Raw genomic sequence first — 21,053 nt, 5'->3', positions numbered from 1 at the left:
TCTGCAGTAAAGACAACAGGGTCAGGGGTGATTCGGGTGAAACGGTTGATTCGGTGCGGGCCGGCTGCCTACGGGAGCAGCAGGAATCCGGCCACGATCGCCATCACGGCGCAGACGACGAAGCCGATCTGCAGCCACACCGGGAACTCCTGCTTGCGCAGGGAGTAGGCCCCGCCGAGCAACAGGCCGCCCAGGGCGATGAGCAACGTGGTCCAGTACGGCATCAGAGGGTTCCGAGCCAGTTGGTGAGCAGCTGCATGCCGGCGTCCCCGGACTTCTCCGGGTGGAACTGCGTGGCGGACAGCGGGCCGTTCTCCACGGCGGCGATGAAGTCCGCCCCGTGGTTCGACCAGGTCACCTGCGGCGGGTTCATCGCCTGGTGGGTCTGGTCGAAGGTCCAGTCCAGTACCCCGTAGGAGTGCACGAAGTAGAAGCGCTCGTCCTCGATGCCCCGGAACAGGTCCGAGCCGGCGGGCGGTCGCACGGTGTTCCAGCCCATGTGCGGCACGATCGGGGCCGGCAGCGCTTCCACCACGCCGGGCCACTCGGCCATTCCTTCGGTGCGTACGCCGTGCTCCACGCCGGCGTCGAACAGGATCTGGTGGCCCACGCAGATGCCGAGCACGGGCCGGCCGCCGGCCACGCGGCGGCCGATCCACCGGGTGGCACCGGTGGCCTGGAGGGCCTCCATGACGGACTGGAATGCGCCCACTCCGGGGACCACGAGACCGTCCGCGTTCATCACGGTGTCCGCGTCCGCCGTCAATTCGGCGTCCGCCCCGGCCCGCTGGAGGGCGCGCACGGCGGAGTGGGTGTTGCCGGAGCCGTAGTCGAGGACGGCGACGGTCGGTCGAGTTCCGGTCATAGCGCTCCCTTCGTGGACGGCACCCCGGTCACCCGCGGGTCGTCCTCCACCGCGGCGCGCAGGGCCCGGGCGAACGCCTTGAACTGGGCCTCCACGATGTGGTGGGGGTCCCGGCCGCGGACGACGTCCATGTGCAGGCAGATCGACGCGTGGTACGTGATGGCCTCGAAGACGTGGCGGGTCATGGAGCCGGTGAAGTGACCGCCGATCAGGTGGTACTGCTGGCCTTCCGGCTCGCCCTCGTGCACCAGGTAGGGGCGCCCGGAGACGTCGACGACGGCGCGCGCCAGCGCCTCGTCCAGCGGCACCGAGGCCTCGCCGAAGCGGCGGATGCCCGACTTGTCCCCCAGCGCGGTCTTGAGGACCTCGCCGAGGGAGATCGCCACGTCCTCGACGGTGTGGTGCACGTCGATGTGGATGTCCCCCGTGGCCCGCACCGTCAGGTCGATCTGGGAGTGCTTGGCCAGGGCCGTCAGCATGTGGTCGTAGAACGGCACGGAGGTGGAGATCTCCGAGGTGCCGGTTCCGTCCAGGTCCATCTCGACGTAGACGTCGGACTCGGAAGTGGTCCGCTGGATCCGGGCCTTGCGTCCGGATATCAGCTCTGCGCCCATGGCGGCTCAGCTCCTTGCTGTGGTGGATGCTCTCTCATGACCACGACGGACCGTCACGGTGAGGCTATTCGGTGGTCCAGTCTATCGGGACAGCACATCGCCCAGCGCATCAAGGAAGGCCGTGGTCTCGGCCTCGGTACCGGCGGTGACGCGCAGGTGGTGGGCGATCCCGACGTCGCGCACCAGCACGCCTCGGTCCAGCAGACCCTGCCACACGGCATGGGCATCCCCGAGTCCGCCGAAGAACACGAAGTTCGAGTCGGAGACCGCCGGCTGCAGCCCGAGCCCATGTAGGCTCTCGACGATCCGATCCCGCTGGCGCTTGATGTCCTCGACGTTCTCCAGCAGCACGTCGTAGTGCTGCAGCGCGGCGTTGGCCGTCGCCTGGGACACCGCGGAGAGGTGGTAGGGAAGCCGCACGAGGCGCAGGGCGTCGGTGACCTCGGGCGCGGCGGCCAGGTAGCCGAGCCGAGCACCGGCCAGGGCGAAGGCCTTGGACATGGTGCGGGTCACCACGAGCCGGGGCCGGCCGGGCAACAGGGACAACGCGGAGTCGGTGCCGGCGAGGGCGAACTCGGCGTATGCCTCGTCCACGATGACCATGCCCTGATACGCCTCGGTGGCCTGGTAGACCGCCTCGACCACGTCCAGGCCGAGGGCCGTTCCGGTGGGATTGTTCGGGGAACACAGCAACACCAGGTTAGGACGGTGCTCCGCGACCTGCGCAGCGGCCGACTCGGCGGTGAGGGAGAAGTCCTCGCCTCGCACGCCGGCCAGGTAGCCAGTGTCCGTTCCGGCCGCTAGCAGCGGGTACATCGAGTAGGTGGGCGGGAAGCCCATCACGGTACGCCCGGGGCCGCCGAAGGCCTGCAGCAGCTGCTGCAGGATCTCGTTGGAGCCGTTGGCGGCCCACAGCTGCGTCTCGGACAGCCCGTGGCCCAGGTACTCGGCCAGCCTCTTGCGCAGCTCAGTGAACTCGCGGTCCGGGTAGCGGTTGAGACTCACCGCCGACTCCGCCACCGAAGCGGCGATGGCCTGCACCACCTCGTCCGGCACCGGATGCGTGTTCTCGTTGGTGTTCAACGTGACGGGCACGTCCAGCTGCGGGGCGCCGTAGGGGCTCAGGCCCCGCAGGTTATCACGCAGCGGCAGGGCGGCTAGGGCCTCCGGGGTGGACTGGGAATCCGTAGTACTCACCGAGCCAGTCTAGTTCGGCCTCTCTCCGACCTGGGCACGGTCTCGCCGGTTTACGGCCAGGGGCCAGACAGCCGGTTCGATTCGAGGCCGTATTCCTTGATGCGGACGAACATCTGCGCGTGGTCGTCGTGCATGATGCACATGCCCGGGACCCCCGAGTAGCTGCCGTTCTCCGGAATGGTCCACGTTCCGGTGATGTACTCGTTCTCCCGCCCCGGCGCATTCGAGCTCGCGCCGCCGATCGCCACGCAGGTGATGTCCACCGGGCCGGGGTCCAGGCCGACAATGTCCATGTGGGTGTAGTGGCAGTTCTCGAACTCCTTGCCCTCGCCGCAGTTGCTCTTCACCCCGTCTCCGGACGGGCCGACGCTGATGGAGATGCCCGGGTCCGGGATGGCCAGTGACCGCTCCTTCTTCTGCACGGTCTCACATTCGCTGGTGCCGGTGACGCACACCGTCAGAACCAGGGTGAAGTCCCGGGGTGAGCGGAAACGGTCCGTGGTGTACTCGCCGTCATTGGACACGGTCTGGTTGTTGACCTTGGCGGTCATCGTCACCGGGCGCCCGTTCCCGACGGTGTTCTTGTCGGTGCTCGGGTTCCAGCTGAACTGCACGTTCCCCTGGTGTGGGGTGGCCGATATCGAAGGCGGTTTGGCGGGACCGTAGGCGGTGGCGGTGGCGACCTTCTGGGACGTCCCTGCACCCGCGGCATTGGTAGCGCGCACCGTGAGCTGGTAGCTCTTTCCGTTGGCGGGGACCGTGATGGTGTCCGAGGTCGAGGACCCCAGATTGGACCAGCCGCCGCCGAGGTTGTACTGGTAGGTCACCGGCGAGCCGTTGCTGGCCACCCCGGAGAACGAGAGGTCCAGCTGCCGGTCCGATCCGGTGGCCTTCGTGGTGAGTCCGGTGACCGCTCCCGGCCGCCCGTAGGGCGTCACGGTCGCGGAACGGCTCGACGACGGCGAGGTGCCTTCCGCATTCTCGGCCACCACGCTGAACGCGTAGGCGGTGGACGGGTCCAGTCCTGACCAGTTCATCGACGTGGCCCCCGGAGCCACGTCGCGGGACTGACTCGAACTGCCGGAATGTGCCGTCACGGTGTAGCCCTGGAGGGCAGCACCGTTGTCATCCGCTGCGGACCAGGACAACCGGACCACGCCGCCATCGACGGCCGAGGTGTCCCTGACCGCTGATGGGGTCCCGGGGGCGAAGGGCTTGCCGGCCGGCGTCGCGGCCACCGACCAGCCCGACCACTCGGACGGTTCGTCGGCCTGGTTCACGGCCTGGATACGGAATTGGTAGTCCACGCCGTTGGTGAGGCCGTCCCAGCCCAGGGACGTCCCGGCCCCCGACGAGCGCAGGCCGCCACCGGGCGGTGCCGGGCTCAACTGCACGCGATAGTCCGTGATGGCCGTGCCGCGGTTGACCGGCGGCGTCCACTGCACCGTGACGAGTCCGTCACCGGCGTCCACGGTGGGCGGGGCCGGCTGCTCGGGACGCACGTCCGGAATCGCGGGCGCCGAGACACCCGAGTCGTCCGATGCGCCCACGCCGTTGGTGGCCACGACGGTGAAGCGGTGTTCCACGGCATTCTCCAGGCCGGTGATGGAACACGCGGTGGAGGAGCACTGCTGGGTGGAGCCGGTGGTCGTGTCCGTCACGGTGTACCCGGTGATCGGATCGCCGTTGTCCGGCGGGGCGGCCCAGGAGAGCTCGACCGTCTGGTCGTCCACGGACTCGATCCGGGGAACGCCGGGGGCGTCCGGACGGCCCTTGACGATCACGGTGATGTTGCCCTGGACCTCCCGTGCGGGGTCGGACGTCAGGTCCTGGACCGTGTAGGTCACCTGCATCCGGCCCGAGTAGTCCTGCCCCGGGGTGACGGTCACGGTGGAGCCGTCCGTCGCGGCGGTCCCCTCGCCCGTCGCAACCTGGGCCGCGGTCACGGTCAGCGGCGCCTCTCCCTCGAAGGGGTTGATGTCGTTCTCCAGCACGTTGACCGTGACGGGTTCGCCGGACCGGGCCTCCGGGACCTCGTCATCGAGGGCGCGCGGGAGCGGCCGGGAGGTGCCCACCACGTCGACGGTGATCTCTGCGGCGACGGGCTCGGCCTCGCCGTCGGACACCGTGAACGCCACGGTGCCCGTCGTACCCCGCTCGGCGTTCGATGAGGGGGTTACCGTCAGCTCGGACCCGTCGAGTTCGGCCGCGAACTCGCCGCTGACCTGACCGCGGGAGAAGGTCAGCTCGTCGCCCTCGGGATCTGCGGCCAGAGGACCGAGATCCAGGGTCACAGGGTCGCCGCCCTGCTCGATCTGCAGCGAGCTGGACTGCACCGTCGGCGGATTGTTCTCGTCCGGACGCGGCTCGACGGTGATGGGGATGGACAACGTGGACACCAGCCCGTTCGGGTCCGAGCCATCCTCGCCATCCGTCACCGTCACGTTGACCGACGCGCCACCGGCGTAGTCGGCCGGAGCCGTGAACCGGACCTCGGTGGCCGATCCCACGGTGAACGCAGCGGAAGCGGGGGTGGCGGACGCCGAGCTGTCATCCGTCAGCCGCGGCGTGCGGCCGTCACGGACACCGATGTGATCGGTCAGGTCCACGCGGAGGTCCTCGCCGGCCACCACGCGCAACGGTTCGGTGGTGGTCAGCCACGGCGCGCGGTGGTCGTTGCCCGGCACCAGGATGAAGGCACGGCCCACCCCGCCGTCCACGTCCGTCAGCGTGTACATGATGACCTGTGCCGCCGGCTGCACCGGGAGGACCACGTTGGTGCCCTCCACCCGGGCACCGGCCATCTGGGCGGCCTCGTCCACGCCGAGCTCGAGGTCCTCCACGGCGCCATCGGGGTCCTCGTCGTTGTCCAAGACCGAGACGGAGATCTGCTCCCGGCCGTCGATCTCCTCGACACCGACGAGGTCGTCGCGGGCGATAGGCGGCATGAGTGGGGCCTCCTCATCCACGCGGATGGAGAGGGTGGCCGTAGCGGTGGCGCCGGCGGGGTCGGCGATGGTGTAACCGATGTTGAGGAAACCCTCGGTCTCCGGGGTGACCACGCGGACCCGTCCGTCCACGATGTCCACCGGCACCTCCGGCTCGCTGGGGGCGAATCGATCCTGCACCAGTGTCACCTGATCGCCGTCGGGATCGGCGTCGTTGGTCAGGACGTTCGTGGTGAAGGTGCGCCCGGGCCGGACCTCGACCGAGTCGTCCAGGGCCACCGGCGGGTGGTTCGTGCTCAGCGGCTGGGCGATCCCGATGGTCACGGTGCCGGTGGCCCGGGCGCCCAGCCGGTCCACGATCGAGTAGGTGAAGTGGTCAGAACCCGTGGCGGCACTGGAGGCGGTATACACCAGCCGGCCCTTCTCCATGCGCACGGACCCCTGGGTGGGCGGCGACTGCACGCCCTCCAGGGTGACGGAGTCGCCGTCCGGATCGATCCCGTCCAACGGGATCGGCACCGCCACGGATTCTCCGGAGAGCACGCGGGCGGACACCGAGAGAGGCACCGGCGGGTTGTTGGACTCGCGATCCATCGGCACCATGGTGATCTCCACGGTGGCCGAGGCCTCCTGTCCGTCCGGGGCACGCACCGTGTAGGCGAGAGTGGCCCGTCCGGGCTCACTGCCGGCACGGAACCTGACCTTTCCATCGGACACGAAACCGATCCCGCGGCCTTCGGCGACCTGGCGGTCGAGTTCGGGCTTCAGGGTCAGTTCTTCCTGATTGGGATGGGTGTCATTGGCCAGGACGTCGATGGTGACCACATCACCGACGCGGACGTTCGCCGCATCCGCGACGGCGATGGGCGGCTGCATGACCTCCGGTTCCGGCAGCGGCACCACGGTGACCTCACCCTGGGAGGTGCCCTGGGCATTCGACACCGAATAGGAGAAGGTGGCCGGACCGGTCATCCCACCGGTGTCCACCACCCGGATGTGGTTGAAGTCCTCGACGGCCAGTTTCAACGGGGCCGGCGCCCCGGACTCGGTCGTGGCATCCTGGACCCCCTGCACCACCAGCACGCCGCCGGCCGGGTCGGTGTCATTGCCCAGGACGTTGACGAGGGTCTGACCGCCTGCCGGCAACAGCGCGATGTCACGCACGGCCACCGGCAGTCCGGCGCTCTCCTCACTCTCCACGACGTCCACCCGGATCAGCCCCGGGGCGGAGTCGTACTCGTTCGCCGCCAGATACTCGACGTAGTAGGTGTCAGCGACATCCGAGGACCATTGCACCGATCCCCCGGCCGCCGAGTAGTCGATCTCCGCATTCTCCACAGCAGCCACCTGGGAGAGGCGCAGTTGGCCGCCGAGTGGGTCGGTGTCGTTCTCGAGCGGGTAGAACGTGACCTCCTGCCCTGCCTGGACGGTGACGTGGTCGGCCTGGGTGATCGGCGGATGGATCGAACCGCGTTCGAGGACCTCGATCTGCACTGTGCCCGTGGAGGTCTCACGCCCGTCGGACACGGAGACCTGGATGTCCCGGCGTCCGGCCTCGCCGGTGTTGTCCTGGAAGGTGAGCTGGCCGTCTGGACGGGTCCGGACGGTATCCGGCTCCTCGGCCAGGGCGCCCACGAGCTGGAGGTCGTCACCGTCCGGGTCGATCCAGTCCGTCAAGACCTGGCTCGTCACCGATTCCCCGGCCGGCACGCGCAGTACCGCTTTGCGCTCCTGGGTGGGTCCCCGATTCTCACTGTCCGGCACCACCCGCAAGGAGATCTGGGCCGTGTCCGTGCCGCCACGTCCGTCATCCGCCACATAGGTCACCGCGGCCCGGCCGCTCGCGGATTCCGGGACGACGATCTGCATCCCGATGCCGTCGATGATCTCCTGCACCGTGCCCACCGAGGGCTGGTCACCTTCGAGGGAGGCCGTCAGGACGTCTCCATCAGGATCGGAGTCATTGAACAGGACGGACAATTGCGTGGTCCGGCCGGGTCGCACGCCGAAACTGTCATCTTCCGCCACGGGCGGCCTGTTCTCCTCCTGACGCTCCGGCAGAGCGGTCTCCTGGGTGACCTCGTCGGATTCCTCCTCCGTCTCCTCTCCCTCGCCCTGGGGCGGTTCGAGGTCGTCCCAGTTGGCGACCACCTTCATCTGGTCGAGGACCATCCAGTTGGTCCCGGACGTCGTGTCGTTGAGCACCACGACATCGCGGTTGGCTCGGAAGACCAGCTCCGCGCCGGCCGTCAGCTCGGGGATGGGGACGATCTGATCCTGTTCTTCACCGTCACAGTCCTGCAGGTAGTGCCCGGTGACAGCCGAGGCGGCATGAAGGCAACCGGCTACCCGTACGGGGGCCGTTGCCGCCACACTGCCGTCAGTACCGGCGGGCGTGGTCGATCCGGCGGAGGCGTCCGTGGGCGGCACGATGCTCATGGCCTGAATGTCCCCGTTGGACAGCGCCACGGTGAGCAGGTCCCGCTCAGTGGACAATGCCAACTGCTCCGCCTCGGGACCGGACGGCTGTGGCACCGCGCCCACCAGCCGCTCATCCTGCATGGAGTGGCCTGGCCAGGACAGGATGCCGGACTCAGGGTCCACCACCACCGGAACGTCGCCCACGGCCACCAGCTGAGGGTCCTGCATTCCGGACAGCCCTTCGAGGCCGTCCTGGCGGGTTTCCACCGGGGCACCAGGCTGCTCACCCTCGGCCGCGAAGCGAATCACGGTGTCCCGGCCGAGGTCCGCCACGAACACCTCGCCACCCACCGTGGTCGTCGACGTCACGGCTCCCTCGGCCTCGTAGAGCGGTTCGTCCGTCGAGACCTGGGGCGTCGGGTCCACCGTCCCGGCGTAGACGGCCCCCTCTGCGGGGTTGCTGGCCGAGATGACGCCAGCGCCCAGCGCGAAATCCTGGGTTGCAGGCAGCATGATCTGATCGCCGGCGACCATGGCGGTGGTGTCAATGGCGGTCAGGGCGCCGGACGCCGGGTCCAGCATGAGGGCGGTGGCGTCCTCCTGGTGAAGTTCGAAGTCCTCCACCGGGGGCCGGAAACCACCGTCCAGGATGGTGGACTCGTGGTTCAGGTGGCCGACGTATCCCCCACTGTTGTGGGTGACCCAGATGCCGGCGTCATGCAGTTCGAGGTCAGCGGTGTCGAAGCCGGGATAGAGGAACGCGCCGGTGGCCACGAGGGCACCGACGGCGGAGAAGGCCACCGGGGTCGCCACAGACTTCATCTGCCTGCGCTTGTTCCCCATGAGTGCCCCGTCATCAGCAAGGGATCCGCCCCACTACGGACCCAGGCCATCCTATCGCCCGGCTGAAGGGAGACGAATCCCGCGGCAGTCTCTGCGGGGCCAGCGGAGGTTCAGGCGCCAGCGGGGACGAACAACACCTGACCGGGCTGCAGATCGCCGCTGTCGAGATCATTCAGTTGGCCGATGCGCAGGATGGCCTCGTTGCGGGGGGACTCGGGGGCGGTGCGCCCGGCGATGGCCCACAGGGTGTCGCCATAGTTCACCGTGACCGTCTCCACGTCCGCAACAGGCTGGTCATCGGAGGCCGCCGCGGGCGCCATCCCGTGGGCGCCGAAGAAGACGGCGGCCACTGCGGCCAGGGCCGCCAGGACGATGACGGGGAATCCCACGAAGAGGAAACGACCACGGCGGTTCAGGTGGAATCCGGCGGAGCCGGACGTGCGGGTCTGGACCGATGCTGCAGTGCTCATGCTCTTCTGCCTCTCCTCCCGGAACCCCGGGCCGTATAGAACGTGTGTTCGACTGCTTCGATGTCATGTCTAGCACGCCTGTTCGAGACATGCCAAGAAAAATTCGAACATATCTTTGAATCGAGGGTGTGACTCCGGTACCGTCAGACCCAGCGACCCAGCACGAGACACTTCACCAAGACCGACGGACACGATAAGAACGGATGGTCGAATGGCCCCCCGGATTCCCTCTCCCGCCCCGGACCCGCATCACGATCACGGCGTCCGGCCCCTCACCGACCGTCAGCGGATCATCCTCGGATCCATCCGCTCTGCGATCGCCGCACACGGGTATCCGCCGTCCATGCGGGAGATCGGGGATGCGGCAGGCCTGGCCTCACTGTCATCGGTCACCCATCAACTGGGTCAGCTGGAGAAGCTCGGCTACATCCGCAAGGATCCGGGCCGTCCGCGGGCCATGGAGGTCCTGCTGGACGAGAACGGCCTGGCCCTCGTGGTCGAGTCCGCCGTCATGCCCCCCGAATCGGCGGCCACGCCGGGCGGGACGGTGCGGACCCTGCACACCGGGGCCGCCGACGGTGATGCTGTCCCGGTCCCCCTGGTCGGCCGGATTGCCGCCGGTGGGCCGATCCTCGCCGACCAGCAGGTCGAGGACGTCATGAACCTGCCGCGTCAGCTGACCGGCGAGGGGGAACTGTTCATGCTGAAGGTCTCCGGCGATTCCATGGTCGATGCGGCGATCTGCGACGGCGACTGGGTGGTGGTGCGTCAGCAGAACAACGCTCAGAACGGGGACATCGTCGCCGCGTTGCTGGACGACGAGGCCACCGTGAAGACCTTCCGGCAGCGGGACGGCCACACGTGGCTGCTGCCGCAGAACTCTGCGTATGAGCCCATCCTCGGAGACGAGGCGACGGTCATGGGCAAGGTCGTCACGGTACTTCGGGCGCTCTGAGCCCCATGAACCATCGGCCTCTGCCGCCGGGCGTCCGCGTGGCGGATGCCGAGGAGTTCGTCTACACCCACGGGCGGCTGCTCGAACGCCGCCGGGTGGACCTGCTGCTCCACGGCGGCGGCACCGAGGGTGTCCTGGCCGCCCTGGGGGCGTACCGCAATCCAGACGGCGGATTCGGTCACGGCCTCGAACCCGATGTGCGGTCACCGAAGAGTGAGGCGCTCTCCACGCTGACGGCCCTGGACCTCTTGGCCGGATGGGATCTGGCCGAGCACCCCTGGGTGCGCTGTGGACTGGAATGGGTGGCCTCGACCTCCGGACTGGACGGTTCCGTGCCCTTCGTCACCGAGGCCTCCCTCGAATGGCCCCATGCGCCGTGGGTCCAACCGGTTCCCGGCGGTTCGCACCTCACATATGGCTTCGCCGCCGCGGCCCTGCTGACGGGGTTCTCGGGCGGGTGGGCTGAGGCCGCCTCGGACTGGTGCCGCCTCCGATTGTCCCGGGCTGCGACTGCCGGCGACCTGCCAGCCTATGAGGTCAAGTACGCCCTGAGGTTCCTCGCAGCGGACGGCCTTCCCACGGGCTCGGCCGACAGCCCATTTCTGGCCACCCTTCGTGAGCGGTTGTCCGCCAACGGCTCCCTCCCCGTGGAGGGTGGCGCCGAGGACGAGAGCATCCATGCGGTCGACCTGGTCCACCATCCCTGGACGGTCCCCTTCCCCACGGACCTCTACGGCAGCCTGGTCCCCGCGGCCGTGATGTCCCGGGACCGCCGGTGGCTCGCATCCGCCCAGGAGCCCGATGGCGGATGGTCCGTGGACTGGCCGGCCTGGAGCACGGCTCCTGGCATCGAATGGCGGGCCATTCGCACGGTCGGCGCCCTCGAGATGCTGATCCGCTAGTCAGCGGGGCGCAGCCGCTCCAGCACGCCGCGGACCACGGACGGATCGGCCGTCGGCCAGAAGTCCGGCAGGGTCGAACGCAGGAACGAACCGTACCGTTCCGTCGCCAGCCTGGAGTCGAGGACAGCCACCACTCCGCGGTCCGTTGCGGTCCTGATGAGCCGGCCGGCGCCCTGCGCCAGACGGACCGCCGCATGGGAGGCGGAGACCGCCATGAACCCGTTGCCGCCATGCCGGCTGATGTCTCTGGACCGCGCCGTGGACAGGGGATCATCGGGTCGCGGGAACGGGATCCGATCGATGACCACCAGGCGGCAGGACTCGCCGGGCACGTCCACGCCCTGCCACAGGCTCATGGTCCCGAACAGGCAGGTGTCCGCCTCCGTGGCGAACTGCCGCACCAGGGCGGTCAGCGTGGTGTCGCCCTGGCACAGGATCGTGGGATTCGGACCGAGCCGGGTGCGCATCTCGGCGGCAGCGTCCTCGGCGGCCCGTTTGGAGGAGAACAGGCACAGGGCCCCTCCGCCGGACGCCCTGAGCAGTGCCTCGAGTTCGTCATAGGTCTCGGGGGCGGCGAACCGACCCGGCTTCGGCAGATGCCGTGCCACGTAGAGCACGCCCTGCCTCGGGTAGTCGAAGGGGCTGCCCACGTCCAGACCGGTCCAGGCCGGTGCCCCCTCGCCCATCAGACCGAGGGATCCCGCCACCGGGTTGAACGACTCACCGATGGCCAGCGTGGCCGAGGTCAGCACGGTCGTGGCCTGGCCGAAGAGTCCCTCGCGGAGTTTGCCGGCCACGGACAGCGGGGCCACGTAGAGCATCGGAGCCGCAGACTCGTCCCCGGGGATCCACCCGGTGCCGGGCTCGAAGTGGCCCGGACGGGACGCCCAGAGCACTTCGGGGTGACTGGTGTCCGGAGTGGTCTCCAGCATCCGCTCGGCCACGTCCAGGACGTCCTGCATCCGGGATCGGGCCATCTGACGCCCGCCGTCGGCCGCGGAGTCGGCACCTCCCCCGCTCGGCTTGGAATCACTCAGCCCCTGGCGGGCCGCATCGCGGACCGCCTTCAGGGCGTTCTGCTGGACCTCGTCCGGTCCACGCGGTATCAGGCCCGTGGGGGTGGCGGTAAAGGCGGCGTCGAGGCCGGCGCCGGCCTGAACCAGGTCCTCCACGGCGATGGCCGTGTGCTTGCGGGCCGAGGAGGCCGCGGCCTGCACGATGGCCCCGGAGAGCTGGCCGGTCACCGCCCCGGTCACGCGGTCCTGGAGTTCGTGGGCCTCGTCCACCACCACGGCCTCGAACTCGGGCAGCACCGCAAGTCCCTCGAAGGCGGCGATCGCGAGCATGGCGTGGTTGGTGACCACCACGTCTGCGTCCCCGGCGTCCGCGCGCGCCCGCTCGGAGAAGCACTCGGCCGCCATCGGGCACTTCTGGGCGCCCAGGCAGTCCACCGCGGACACCGAGACCTGGCGCCACGCGCGGTCGGTGACGCCCGGATCGAGGTCGTCCCGGTCCCCCGTGTCCGTCTCCTCGGACCATTCCCGCAGCCGCAGGACCTCACGGCCCAGGGGGCTGGTCGGGCCGCCGTCGGATCCGGACGTCATCTCGCCGTCGTCGGCCATGCCGAACAGTGCCTGGCCGTCCTCCTCCGGGAAGCCGCCCTCCAGCTTGTGCTTGCACAAGTAGTTGGACCGGCCCTTGACCAGGGCGATGTTCATGGGACGGGGAAGCTCGTCCCGCAGGGCCTCCAGCAGCTTGGGAGCATCCCGCCGCATGATCTGGGACTGCAGCGCCAGGGTGGCGGTGGCCACCACCACCGGGTTCTCGGCCTCCAGTGCGTGCTGGAGCGCCGGCACCAGGTACGCCAACGACTTCCCGGTGCCGGTGCCCGCCTGCACCAGCAGGTGCTGCCCGGTCTCCAGGGACCGGGCGACCTCCACGACCATGCGCCGCTGCCCTTCCCGGCGTTGACCCCCGGTGGCTGTGACGGCGGCGTCCAGCAGCCGCAGCGCCTCACGCTCCGCCTCGGTACGGGGCTCGGCGGCGGGCTGCGCCACGGCAGCCGGCGCGGCTTCCTCGACCGTCTCTGTCATGCTCCGGCGCGCTCCTGACCGTCCGCGGACCCCTCGGCGGCATAGCGGCGCAGGTCCTCGGCGATGTCCTCTCGGACCAGTACCCGGAGCCGCGTGCCCTCGGCCTCGTAGGTCTCCGAGATGATGTCCGCGTCCGGCGAGTGCAGGCGCGAGACCACATCCCCGTCCGTGAAAGGGATCAACAGGTCCAGGGCCACGTTCGGGCGCGGGATCGCGTCCGAGACGGCGCGCTCGAGTTCCTCGATCCCCTCCCCGGTGCGGGCGGAGACGACCACTGACCGCGGTTCCTTCTGACGCAGCCGGGCCACCACCACCGGGTCGGCGGCGTCAGCCTTGTTCAGCACGATGATCTCCGGGATCTGCCGGGCGTCCACCTCGGCCAGCACAGATCGCACGGCGGTGATCTGCCCCTCGGGATCCGGGTGCGAGGCGTCGACGACGTGCAGGATCACGTCAGCGTCGGCCACCTCCTCCAGGGTGGAGCGGAAAGCCTCGACCAACTGTGTCGGCAAGGACCGGACGAAGCCGACCGTGTCCGAGAGCGTGTACCCGATGCCGTCCGGCGTGACGGACTTGCGCACCGTCGGATCCAGTGTGGCGAACAGGGCGTTCTCCACGAGGACGCCGGCATGCGTGAGGCGGTTGAGCAGGGAGGACTTGCCGGCGTTCGTATACCCGGCGATCGCCACGGAAGGCACCCGGTTGCGACGCCGGTTGGCCCGCTTGGTCTCGCGCGCGGGCTTCATCGCGGCGATCTCCCGGCGCAGCTTGGCCATGCGGGTGCGGATGCGGCGGCGATCCAGCTCGATCTTGGTCTCACCGGGGCCGCGGGAGCCGATGCCCTCACCGCCGGCGGCACGGCCACCGGCCTGGCGGGACATGGACTCGCCCCAACCGCGCAGGCGTGGCAACAGGTACTCGAGCTGCGCCAACTCCACTTGGGCGCGGCCCTCACGGGACTGGGCGTGCTGAGCGAAGATGTCCAGGATCAGCGCCGTGCGGTCGATGACCTTGACGCGGACGATGTCCTCCAGGGCACGGCGCTGGGAGGGAGCCAGCTCCGAGTCCACGACGACGGTGTCCGCACCGGTCATCGCCACGATGCCGCGCAGCTCCTCGGCCTTCCCCTTGCCCAGGAAGGTGGCCGGATCGGGCAGGTGCCGACGCTGGATCAGACCGTCCAGGACCTCGGAACCCGCAGTCTCGGCCAGGGCCGCGAGCTCGCGCAGGGAGTTCTCGGCGTCCTCCGCGGTCCCCTCGGCCCAGAGACCGGCGAGAACGACCCGCTCCAGGCGCAGCTGACGGTACTCGACCTCGCTCATGTCCTCGAGCTCGGTGGACAGTCCGCTGACGCGCCGCAACGCCTGACGTTCGGCCAGGTCGAACTGCTCGCCGTCCGCCTCGGTGTGCCCGTCACCGCCTTCAGAGAGCGCGAGCGCTCGGCCCTGTTCGGGGGCGTTCTTGGCGGCACTGGCTGCATCGGCCGCGAGGATCCGGTCGATCACGTCCCGGATCTCGGACTCGTTCCCGTGCTGCTCGTTCGCGGGCTGTTCGTTCCCCTGCGGGGTGGTCTCGGTCATGGTCTCCTTGGAAGAGGTGTGGTCTCTAGAGTAGTCGCTGGCGGGGACGCCGAGAGTGTTCGGGTCGCCGCTGTGGATGGGGGTTTTCGGGGCCACCAGGGCCTCCTTCACGGGTCGGGCCGGCGTGGGGTCGGCGCGAGGAATCGCGGCAGACCAGGACCCGGACAGTCGGGTCACGCAGGCTCAGGGGAAAGTGGGTGCCATCACGGACGGTGTCTCGACCCGCTGCACAGCGGGGAGATCGGGGTCCGGAGCGTCGGTGCCGCAGGGGCACGTCCGACTCAACGCAGGTAAATCCACATGCCATCCAGTATAGGGACGTTGTCAAGCAGAGGTAGCATCGGCCGTGATGGATTCCGCACACTACTTCTCCGCCGAGCCGGTCGGCCCGGAACAACGACGACGGCTCAACGTCACCTTGGCCGGCCGGGACGTCACCGTCGAGACGGCGGGCGGCATCTTCTCCCCCGACGGCTTGGACAAGGGCACCGCGGCGATGCTGCGGACGGTACCGGACCCTCCGTCGTCGGGCTCCTTCCTGGACATCGGCACCGGATGGGGGCCGCTCACCCTCACGCTGGCGCTGTCCAGCCCCGACGCCCAGATCACGGGGGTGGAGGTCAATGACCGTGCCGCGCAGTTGTGCCGGAACAATGCCGCCGCCCTCGGCCTGGACAACGTCTCCGTCTACCGGCCGGACGAGGTCCCGGCCGAGCGGACCTTCGACCTGATCTGGTCCAATCCGCCGATACGGGTGGGCAAGGAGGCACTGCACTCGATCCTGTTGCAGTGGCTGCCCCGACTGGCCCCCGGAGGGCGGGCCCTGTTGGTGGTGCAGAAGAACCTCGGGGCCGATTCCCTGTTGCCGTGGATGGCCGCGGCCCTCGACGAACGGTTACCGGAGCAATTCACGGCGTCACGCTTCGGCAGCGAGAAGGGCTTCCGGATCCTGCAGGTGGACCGAATCCGATAGCCTTCGGTCGTGTCCTTGTCAGGCCACCGTTCCGTCCGAGACGAGTGTGGCGGGCCCGGACAGGATGACGCGTTCGGTGCCGTCAGCCTGCGGTAGGAACTCGACGCCCACCGTGCCGCCCGGGACGCCGACCTCCCAGGTCAGGGCGTCACGGTCTCCGGCCCAGATGCGGACGGCGGTGGCGGCGGCACAGGCTCCCGTGCCGCAGGAGAGGGTCTCCCCCACTCCCCGCTCGTGGACACGCAGGTCCAGTCGGCCGACGCCGTTCAGGAAGAGCGGGTCGGCGGCCACCACGAACTCCACATTGGTACCGTTCGGCGGGACCGGTTCCACGTTGGGCTGCTTGGCCAGGTCCAGATCCGCCAGATCCGCGTCCTCGGCCAGTGCGACGACGGTGTGCGGGTTGCCCATCGAGATGCTCAGGGCCGGGCGGGGATCGGCCAGCCCGGCGGCGAGCACCAGGGAGTCCGAGGCCCGTTCCTCGGCCAGTTCCGGGTCGATGTAGCTCCACGGGCCCATGTCGGTCGAGTACTGTTCCTCGCCGATCCGGGTGACGGTGCGGACGCCCGCACGGGTGCCGATCCGCACCTGCTGTCCGACCTCCAGGTCCACCAGGCCCCGGGTGGCGAGATAGTGCACGAAGACGCGCACCCCGTTGCCGCACATCTCGGAGACGGAGCCGTCGGCATTGCGGTAGTCCATGAACCAGGTGGCCTCGGGATGGCCCTCCAGCAGATCCCGCCCCTCGATGAGGTGCGTGGACTCGACGACTCGGATCAACCCGTCGGCGCCGACCCCGAAGTGGCGGTCGCAGAGGGCCTCCACGTGGTTTGGGGCGAGTTCGGTCTCCCCGCTCAGGTCCGGCACGAGGATGAAGTCGTTGCCGGTGCCGTGCCCTTTCGTGAAGGCCAGCCCGGCCAGTTGGTCGAGGGCGGTCCGCAGGCGGTCGGGGTCCTGGGCGATCGGCAGGGTCATGACCTCAGTCTAGGTGGCGGCCTGCGGCCTTGTTGACCGGGCCAGGTGTCCCAGCACGTCCTCGAGCAGGCCGGGGCGCGTGGGATCGAACCACGTGACGCGCGGGTCCGCCCGAAACCAGGTGATCTGGCGGCGGGCGAAGCGGCGGGTCGCCGTGGCGGTGTCCTCGATGGCCCAGGACGTGTCCGCCTGACCGTCCAGGACGGCGAGGAACTGCGCGTAGCCGATCGCCCGCGAGGCCGTCCTGCCCTGCCGCAGCCCGAGGGCGTCCAGGGCCCTGACCTCATCCAGCAGGCCACCCTCGGCCATGGCGACCACCCGGGCGTGCAGCCGCTCATGCAATCGGGGCCGGTCCAGGTCCAACCCCACCTGCACCGTCGGCCGCAGGTAGGTCCGCTGGGGCATGTACGAGGTGAACGTGCGTCCGGTGAGCTCGAAGACCTCGAGGGCACGCACCATCCGCCGGGCATCCCCCAGGCGTGCCGCGCTGTCCGGATCCACGGCCTGCAACCGCTTCCGCAGGCCCTCCAGACCGATCTCATGACCTTCGGACTCGATCCGTGCCCGGACATCCGGGTCTGTCGGGGGGAATTCGAGGTCGTCCAGTGCGGCCCGCACGTACAGCCCGGAGCCGCCGACGAGGACCGGCACGAGGCCACGAGCCCGGACGTCGCCGATCACCGCCCTCGCCTCGGACTGAAAACGGGCCACCGAGGCCTCCTCGGCCACGTCGAGCACGTCCAGCAGGTGGTGGGGTAACCCCCGCCGCTCGGAGACCGGGAGCTTGGCCGTCCCGATGTCCATGCCGCGGTAGAACTGCAGGGCGTCGCTGTTGACGATCTCCCCGCCCAGCCGCTCGGCCAGGTCCAGGGCCAGCTCGGACTTCCCGGTGCCCGTGGGCCCGACGACGGCCACGATCGGTGCGCGGCCGGCGTCGGTCATGCGGGGCGCAGGGTGGGCATGCCCAGGCTCACGCCGGCCGAGCCGGCAGTACCCTCGGCACGAGCTGCCCCCGCCCCGGGCGAAGGCACACCGCAGGAGGCGGCCTGGGCCAGGTCCCAGGCATCACCGGCGCGGGACCGGCGCAGGACGTAGCCCTCCGGGTCTTCCGCTGTGGGATCCGCGATCAGGAAGTAGGGGTGCGATGCCGTCACCGTCACCGTGACGACGTCACCGGGCCGCGGGACCTCGGCGCCCTCCGGGACGCTGAAGTGCACGAGCCGGTTGTCCGGGGCGCGGCCGGCCAACCGGCCGGTGGCGGCGTCCTTGGAACCGGAGTGGTTCGTCACCAGCAGCTCCTGGCGGGTGCCCACGAGCTTCGCCGTCTCCTCGGCGCTGATGCGGTCCTGCAGGGCGGTCAGGCGCTCGAAGCGTTCCTGGACGACCGCCTTGGGAATCTGGTTCTCCATCTCACCGGCGGGGGTCCCCGGGCGGATGGAGTACTGGAAGGTGAAGGCCGAGGAGAAGCGGGACGCCTCCACCACGTCCAGGGTGTCCTGGAAGTCCTGCTCGGTCTCCCCGGGGAAACCGACGATGATGTCCGTGGTCACGGCGGCGTGCGGGATCCGTTCCCGGACCTTGTCCAGGATGCCCAGGAACTTCCGGGAACGGTAGGAACGGCGCATCTCCTTGAGGATCCGGTCCGAGCCGGACTGCAACGGCATGTGCAGCTGCGGCATGACGTTGGGGGTCTCGGCCATGGCATCGATGACGTCATCGGTGAAGGAGGCCGGATGGGGGCTGGTGAAGCGGACCCGCTCCAGTCCCTCGATCGAGCCGCAGGCGCGCAACAGCTTCGCGAAGGCACCGCGGTCACCGAACTCGACACCGTAGGTGTTCACGTTCTGGCCGAGCAGGGTGACCTCCACGGCGCCGGCGTCCACGAGGGCCTGGACCTCGGCGAGGATCTCGCCGGGACGGCGGTCCTTCTCCTTGCCGCGCAGGGCCGGGACGATGCAGAAGGTGCAGGTGTTGTTGCAGCCCACCGAGATGGAGACCCACCCGGAGTAGGTGGAGTCCCGCTTGGTCGGCAGGGTGGAGGGGAAGGTCTCCAGCGATTCCAGGATCTCGAGCTCGGCCTGGTGGTTGTGGCGGGACCGCTCCAACAGGGTCGGCAGCGAGCCGATGTTGTGGGTGCCGAACACGACATCGACCCACGGGGCCTTGTCGATGATGGTCTTCTGGTCCTTCTGGGCCAGGCAGCCGCCGACCGCGATCTGCATGCCGGGGTGGCTGTCCTTGACGGCGCGCAGGTTGCCGAGGTTCCCGTAGAGCTTGTTGTCCGCGTTCTCCCGGACGGCACAGGTGTTGAACACGACGAGGTCGGGATCGGCGGTCCCCTCGGCCGGCGCGTACCCGGCGTCCTCCAGCAGGCCGGAGATGCGCTCGGAATCGTGCACGTTCATCTGGCAGCCGAAGGTGCGGACCTGGTACGTGCGCTCATCGAGACGGTGGGGGGCGGAAGTCACCGCAACATTCTAGTCGTCGTCCAGGGCAAAAGCATCCGCCTCGTCCTGGAGGCCACCGAGGACGTCCTTGACGATCCCCAGGGCCATGCCGGGCGGGTATCCCTTGCGGGCGAGCATGCCGGCCAGGCGTCGGACCGTCTTGTCCCGCTCGGCCCGGTCCTCGGCCGAGTCCCCGGACGGGAGCTGGCGCCCGCGGATCTTGCGCTGGATCAGTTCAACGGCGGCCTCCCGTTCGGCATCCTCGCTGATCGTCTCGAGGGCCTGTTCGGCGGCTTCCCCGGAGACGCCCTTCTGCTGGAGCTCCCGGCGCAGGGCGCCGCGGGCGAGGCCTTTGGAGCGTTGACGGGTCCGGACGAAGTTCTCCGCATAGGCGGTGTCGTCCACGAGCCGGACGTCCTCGAGGCGGTCCAGCACGGCGGCGGCCACGTCCTCCGGGACATCCCGCTCGGCGAGCTTCTCCTCCAACTGCTTCCGCGACTTGGGCGAGGCGGTGAGCTGGCGCAGCACGATGGTCCGCGCCACCTCCGCGGCAGCCGGCTCCGGATCGTCCGCGAGGTGCTCGGGGACGTCCGGTACCGCGCGGAGGTGGCGACGTGTCATCAGGCCGGGGACTGACCCGAGACGGCGCGCAGCTGCGGCTCACCCGCGGTCTCGTCCTCGGCCGCCACGCCGATGCCGAGCTTCTCCAGGATGCGGGTCTCGATCTCGTCGGCGAGGTCGGGGTTGTCCTTGAGGAAGCGGCGGGAGTTCTCCTTGCCCTGGCCCAACTGGTCACCGTCGTAGGTGTACCAGGCGCCGGACTTCTTGACGATGCCCTCGTCCACGCCCATGTCGATCAGGGAGCCCTGGCGGGAGATCCCCTCACCGTAGATGATGTCGAACTCGGCCTGCTTGAAGGGCGGGGCCATCTTGTTCTTGACGATCTTGGCGCGGGTGCGGTTGCCGACGGGGTTGCCGCCCTCCTTGAGGGTCTCGATGCGGCGCACGTCGATCCGGACGGAGGCATAGAACTTCAGGGCCTTGCCACCGGTGGTGGTCTCGGGGCTGCCGAAGAACACGCCGATCTTCTCGCGCAGCTGGTTGATGAAGATGGCAGTGGTCTTGCTCTGGGCCAGGCGACCGGTGATCTTGCGCAGGGCCTGGGACATCAGGCGCGCCTGCAGACCCACGTGGCTGTCACCCATCTCGCCCTCGATCTCGGCGCGGGGCACCAGGGCCGCCACGGAGTCGATGACGATGATGTCCAGCGAACCGGAGCCGATCAGCATGTCCATGATCTCGAGGGCCTGCTCACCCGTGTCCGGCTGCGAGACCAACAGGGCATCCGTGTCCACGCCGAGCTTCTTGGCGTATTCCGGGTCCAGCGCGTGCTCAGCGTCGATGAACGCGGCGATGCCGCCGTTGCGCTGGGCGTTGGCCACGGCGTGCAGTGCGACGGTGGTCTTGCCGGAGGATTCCGGTCCGTAGATCTCCACGACACGGCCCCGGGGCAAACCGCCGATACCCAGGGCGACGTCCAGGCCCACGGAGCCGGTGGGGATGACCTCCATCGGGACGCGGACCTCGTCCCCGAGGCGCATCACCGAGCCCTTGCCGTACTGCTTGTCGATCTGGGCCAGTGCGGCTTCCAGAGCCTTCTCGCGGTCAGTGGCTGACGCCATGATTCACCCCTACGTGTGCTGGTGGCGGGCGGCCTTCGAGCCGTTCCCCTGTACTGATGACGAACCTACTGGATCGCCCGGACGGGTT

At 69.3% G+C, this 21,053-nt stretch carries 16 protein-coding genes; 3 read left to right on the top strand and 13 right to left on the bottom strand.

The window, feature by feature from the left end:
- Positions 1 to 68 precede the first annotated feature (68 nt).
- The 6 genes from BOSE125_RS03440 to BOSE125_RS03415 all read right to left on the bottom strand — a co-directional run bounded on the left by BOSE125_RS03440 (position 69) and on the right by BOSE125_RS03415 (position 9,358).
- Positions 69 to 224 (bottom strand): hypothetical protein, encoded by a 156-nt coding sequence (locus BOSE125_RS03440; protein ID WP_170144506.1) that lies wholly within the window; start codon positions 222 to 224, stop codon positions 69 to 71.
- Positions 224 to 865, bottom strand: a complete 642-nt coding sequence (gene hisH / locus BOSE125_RS03435) for an imidazole glycerol phosphate synthase subunit HisH (protein ID WP_159549930.1) — start codon at positions 863 to 865, stop codon at positions 224 to 226. Before hisH ends, BOSE125_RS03440 begins: the two co-directional genes overlap by 1 nt.
- A complete protein-coding gene (gene hisB / locus BOSE125_RS03430) occupies positions 862 to 1,479 on the bottom strand; it encodes an imidazoleglycerol-phosphate dehydratase HisB (RefSeq protein WP_159549927.1) in 618 nt (205 codons plus the stop codon). The genes hisH and hisB overlap by 4 nt, the downstream gene beginning before the upstream one ends.
- An 81-nt stretch (positions 1,480 to 1,560) precedes the next feature.
- A complete protein-coding gene (locus BOSE125_RS03425) occupies positions 1,561 to 2,676 on the bottom strand; it encodes a histidinol-phosphate transaminase (RefSeq protein WP_159549924.1) in 1,116 nt (371 codons plus the stop codon).
- Positions 2,677 to 2,726: 50 nt separating this feature from the next.
- Positions 2,727 to 8,867 (bottom strand): Ig-like domain-containing protein, encoded by a 6,141-nt coding sequence (locus BOSE125_RS03420; protein ID WP_159549921.1) that lies wholly within the window; start codon positions 8,865 to 8,867, stop codon positions 2,727 to 2,729.
- A gap of 131 nt (positions 8,868 to 8,998) precedes the next feature.
- The gene (locus BOSE125_RS03415) at positions 8,999 to 9,358 is read right to left on the bottom strand and encodes a LysM peptidoglycan-binding domain-containing protein (protein ID WP_159549918.1); all 360 of its coding nucleotides are present in this window, start codon (positions 9,356 to 9,358) and stop codon (positions 8,999 to 9,001) included.
- Between the two features lie 211 nt (positions 9,359 to 9,569).
- On the opposite strand from BOSE125_RS03415, the gene lexA reads away from it, so the two are divergent.
- Together lexA and BOSE125_RS03405 are read left to right on the top strand one after the other, a co-directional pair.
- Entirely contained in the window at positions 9,570 to 10,313 is a 744-nt protein-coding gene (lexA, locus tag BOSE125_RS03410) for a transcriptional repressor LexA (protein WP_159549915.1), read from the top strand.
- 5 nt (positions 10,314 to 10,318) lie between these two features.
- On the top strand, positions 10,319 to 11,215 hold the full coding sequence (locus tag BOSE125_RS03405; protein WP_159549912.1) for a hypothetical protein: 897 nt from the start codon (positions 10,319 to 10,321) through the stop codon (positions 11,213 to 11,215).
- Here the strand turns inward: BOSE125_RS03405 and BOSE125_RS03400 are convergent.
- Entirely contained in the window at positions 11,212 to 13,308 is a 2,097-nt protein-coding gene (locus BOSE125_RS03400) for an ATP-dependent DNA helicase (protein ID WP_159549909.1), read from the bottom strand. The genes BOSE125_RS03405 and BOSE125_RS03400 overlap by 4 nt on opposite strands.
- Entirely contained in the window at positions 13,305 to 14,888 is a 1,584-nt protein-coding gene (gene hflX, locus BOSE125_RS03395) for a GTPase HflX (RefSeq protein ID WP_159554642.1), read from the bottom strand. The genes BOSE125_RS03400 and hflX overlap by 4 nt, the downstream gene beginning before the upstream one ends.
- 349 nt (positions 14,889 to 15,237) lie before the next feature.
- Here hflX and BOSE125_RS03390 point away from each other — a divergent pair, with 349 nt between their 5' ends.
- Positions 15,238 to 15,861: a class I SAM-dependent methyltransferase gene (locus BOSE125_RS03390; RefSeq protein ID WP_159549906.1), complete on the top strand. Its 624-nt coding sequence runs from the start codon at positions 15,238 to 15,240 to the stop codon at positions 15,859 to 15,861.
- A gap of 18 nt (positions 15,862 to 15,879) precedes the next feature.
- On the opposite strand, the gene dapF is transcribed toward BOSE125_RS03390, so the two are convergent.
- From dapF to recA, 5 genes are read right to left on the bottom strand one after another with little or no spacing between them, the layout of a single operon-like run.
- Positions 15,880 to 16,836, bottom strand: coding sequence for a diaminopimelate epimerase (dapF, locus tag BOSE125_RS03385; protein ID WP_159549903.1), 957 nt, complete (start codon positions 16,834 to 16,836; stop codon positions 15,880 to 15,882).
- Between the two features lie 9 nt (positions 16,837 to 16,845).
- Positions 16,846 to 17,778: a tRNA (adenosine(37)-N6)-dimethylallyltransferase MiaA gene (gene miaA / locus BOSE125_RS03380; protein ID WP_159549900.1), complete on the bottom strand. Its 933-nt coding sequence runs from the start codon at positions 17,776 to 17,778 to the stop codon at positions 16,846 to 16,848.
- Positions 17,775 to 19,304, bottom strand: a complete 1,530-nt coding sequence (gene miaB / locus BOSE125_RS03375; protein WP_159549897.1) for a tRNA (N6-isopentenyl adenosine(37)-C2)-methylthiotransferase MiaB — start codon at positions 19,302 to 19,304, stop codon at positions 17,775 to 17,777. Before miaB ends, miaA begins: the two co-directional genes overlap by 4 nt.
- Positions 19,305 to 19,313: 9 nt before the next feature.
- Positions 19,314 to 19,904, bottom strand: a complete 591-nt coding sequence (locus tag BOSE125_RS03370; RefSeq protein WP_159549895.1) for a regulatory protein RecX — start codon at positions 19,902 to 19,904, stop codon at positions 19,314 to 19,316.
- Positions 19,904 to 20,965 (bottom strand): recombinase RecA, encoded by a 1,062-nt coding sequence (recA, locus tag BOSE125_RS03365; RefSeq protein ID WP_159549892.1) that lies wholly within the window; start codon positions 20,963 to 20,965, stop codon positions 19,904 to 19,906. The genes BOSE125_RS03370 and recA overlap by 1 nt, the downstream gene beginning before the upstream one ends.
- Between the last annotated feature and the right edge of the window lie 88 nt (positions 20,966 to 21,053).

Source organism: Citricoccus sp. K5, from assembly GCF_902506195.1.
In the GTDB taxonomy this organism is placed as follows: Bacteria; Actinomycetota; Actinomycetes; order Actinomycetales; family Micrococcaceae; genus Citricoccus.
The sequence above is the reverse complement of the archived record's forward strand: the minus strand, read 5'-3'. Positions and strand labels throughout refer to the sequence as shown.

Bases quoted from the DNA above. Each gene is read 5' to 3' on its own strand.
- lexA (WP_159549915.1), top strand. From the start codon at position 9,570: ATGGCCCCCCGGATTCCCTCTCCCGCCCCGGACCCGCATCACGATCAC.
- BOSE125_RS03400 (WP_159549909.1), bottom strand. From the start codon at position 13,308: ATGACAGAGACGGTCGAGGAAGCCGCGCCGGCTGCCGTGGCGCAGCCC.
- BOSE125_RS03370 (WP_159549895.1), bottom strand. From the start codon at position 19,904: ATGACACGTCGCCACCTCCGCGCGGTACCGGACGTCCCCGAGCACCTC.
- BOSE125_RS03405 (WP_159549912.1), top strand. From the start codon at position 10,319: ATGAACCATCGGCCTCTGCCGCCGGGCGTCCGCGTGGCGGATGCCGAG.
- hisH (WP_159549930.1), bottom strand. From the start codon at position 865: ATGACCGGAACTCGACCGACCGTCGCCGTCCTCGACTACGGCTCCGGC.
- BOSE125_RS03415 (WP_159549918.1), bottom strand. From the start codon at position 9,358: ATGAGCACTGCAGCATCGGTCCAGACCCGCACGTCCGGCTCCGCCGGA.
- miaA (WP_159549900.1), bottom strand. From the start codon at position 17,778: ATGACCGACGCCGGCCGCGCACCGATCGTGGCCGTCGTCGGGCCCACG.
- recA (WP_159549892.1), bottom strand. From the start codon at position 20,965: ATGGCGTCAGCCACTGACCGCGAGAAGGCTCTGGAAGCCGCACTGGCC.
- dapF (WP_159549903.1), bottom strand. From the start codon at position 16,836: ATGACCCTGCCGATCGCCCAGGACCCCGACCGCCTGCGGACCGCCCTC.
- hisB (WP_159549927.1), bottom strand. From the start codon at position 1,479: ATGGGCGCAGAGCTGATATCCGGACGCAAGGCCCGGATCCAGCGGACC.
- BOSE125_RS03440 (WP_170144506.1), bottom strand. From the start codon at position 224: ATGCCGTACTGGACCACGTTGCTCATCGCCCTGGGCGGCCTGTTGCTC.
- BOSE125_RS03390 (WP_159549906.1), top strand. From the start codon at position 15,238: ATGGATTCCGCACACTACTTCTCCGCCGAGCCGGTCGGCCCGGAACAA.
- hflX (WP_159554642.1), bottom strand. From the start codon at position 14,888: ATGACCGAGACCACCCCGCAGGGGAACGAACAGCCCGCGAACGAGCAG.
- BOSE125_RS03420 (WP_159549921.1), bottom strand. From the start codon at position 8,867: ATGAAGTCTGTGGCGACCCCGGTGGCCTTCTCCGCCGTCGGTGCCCTC.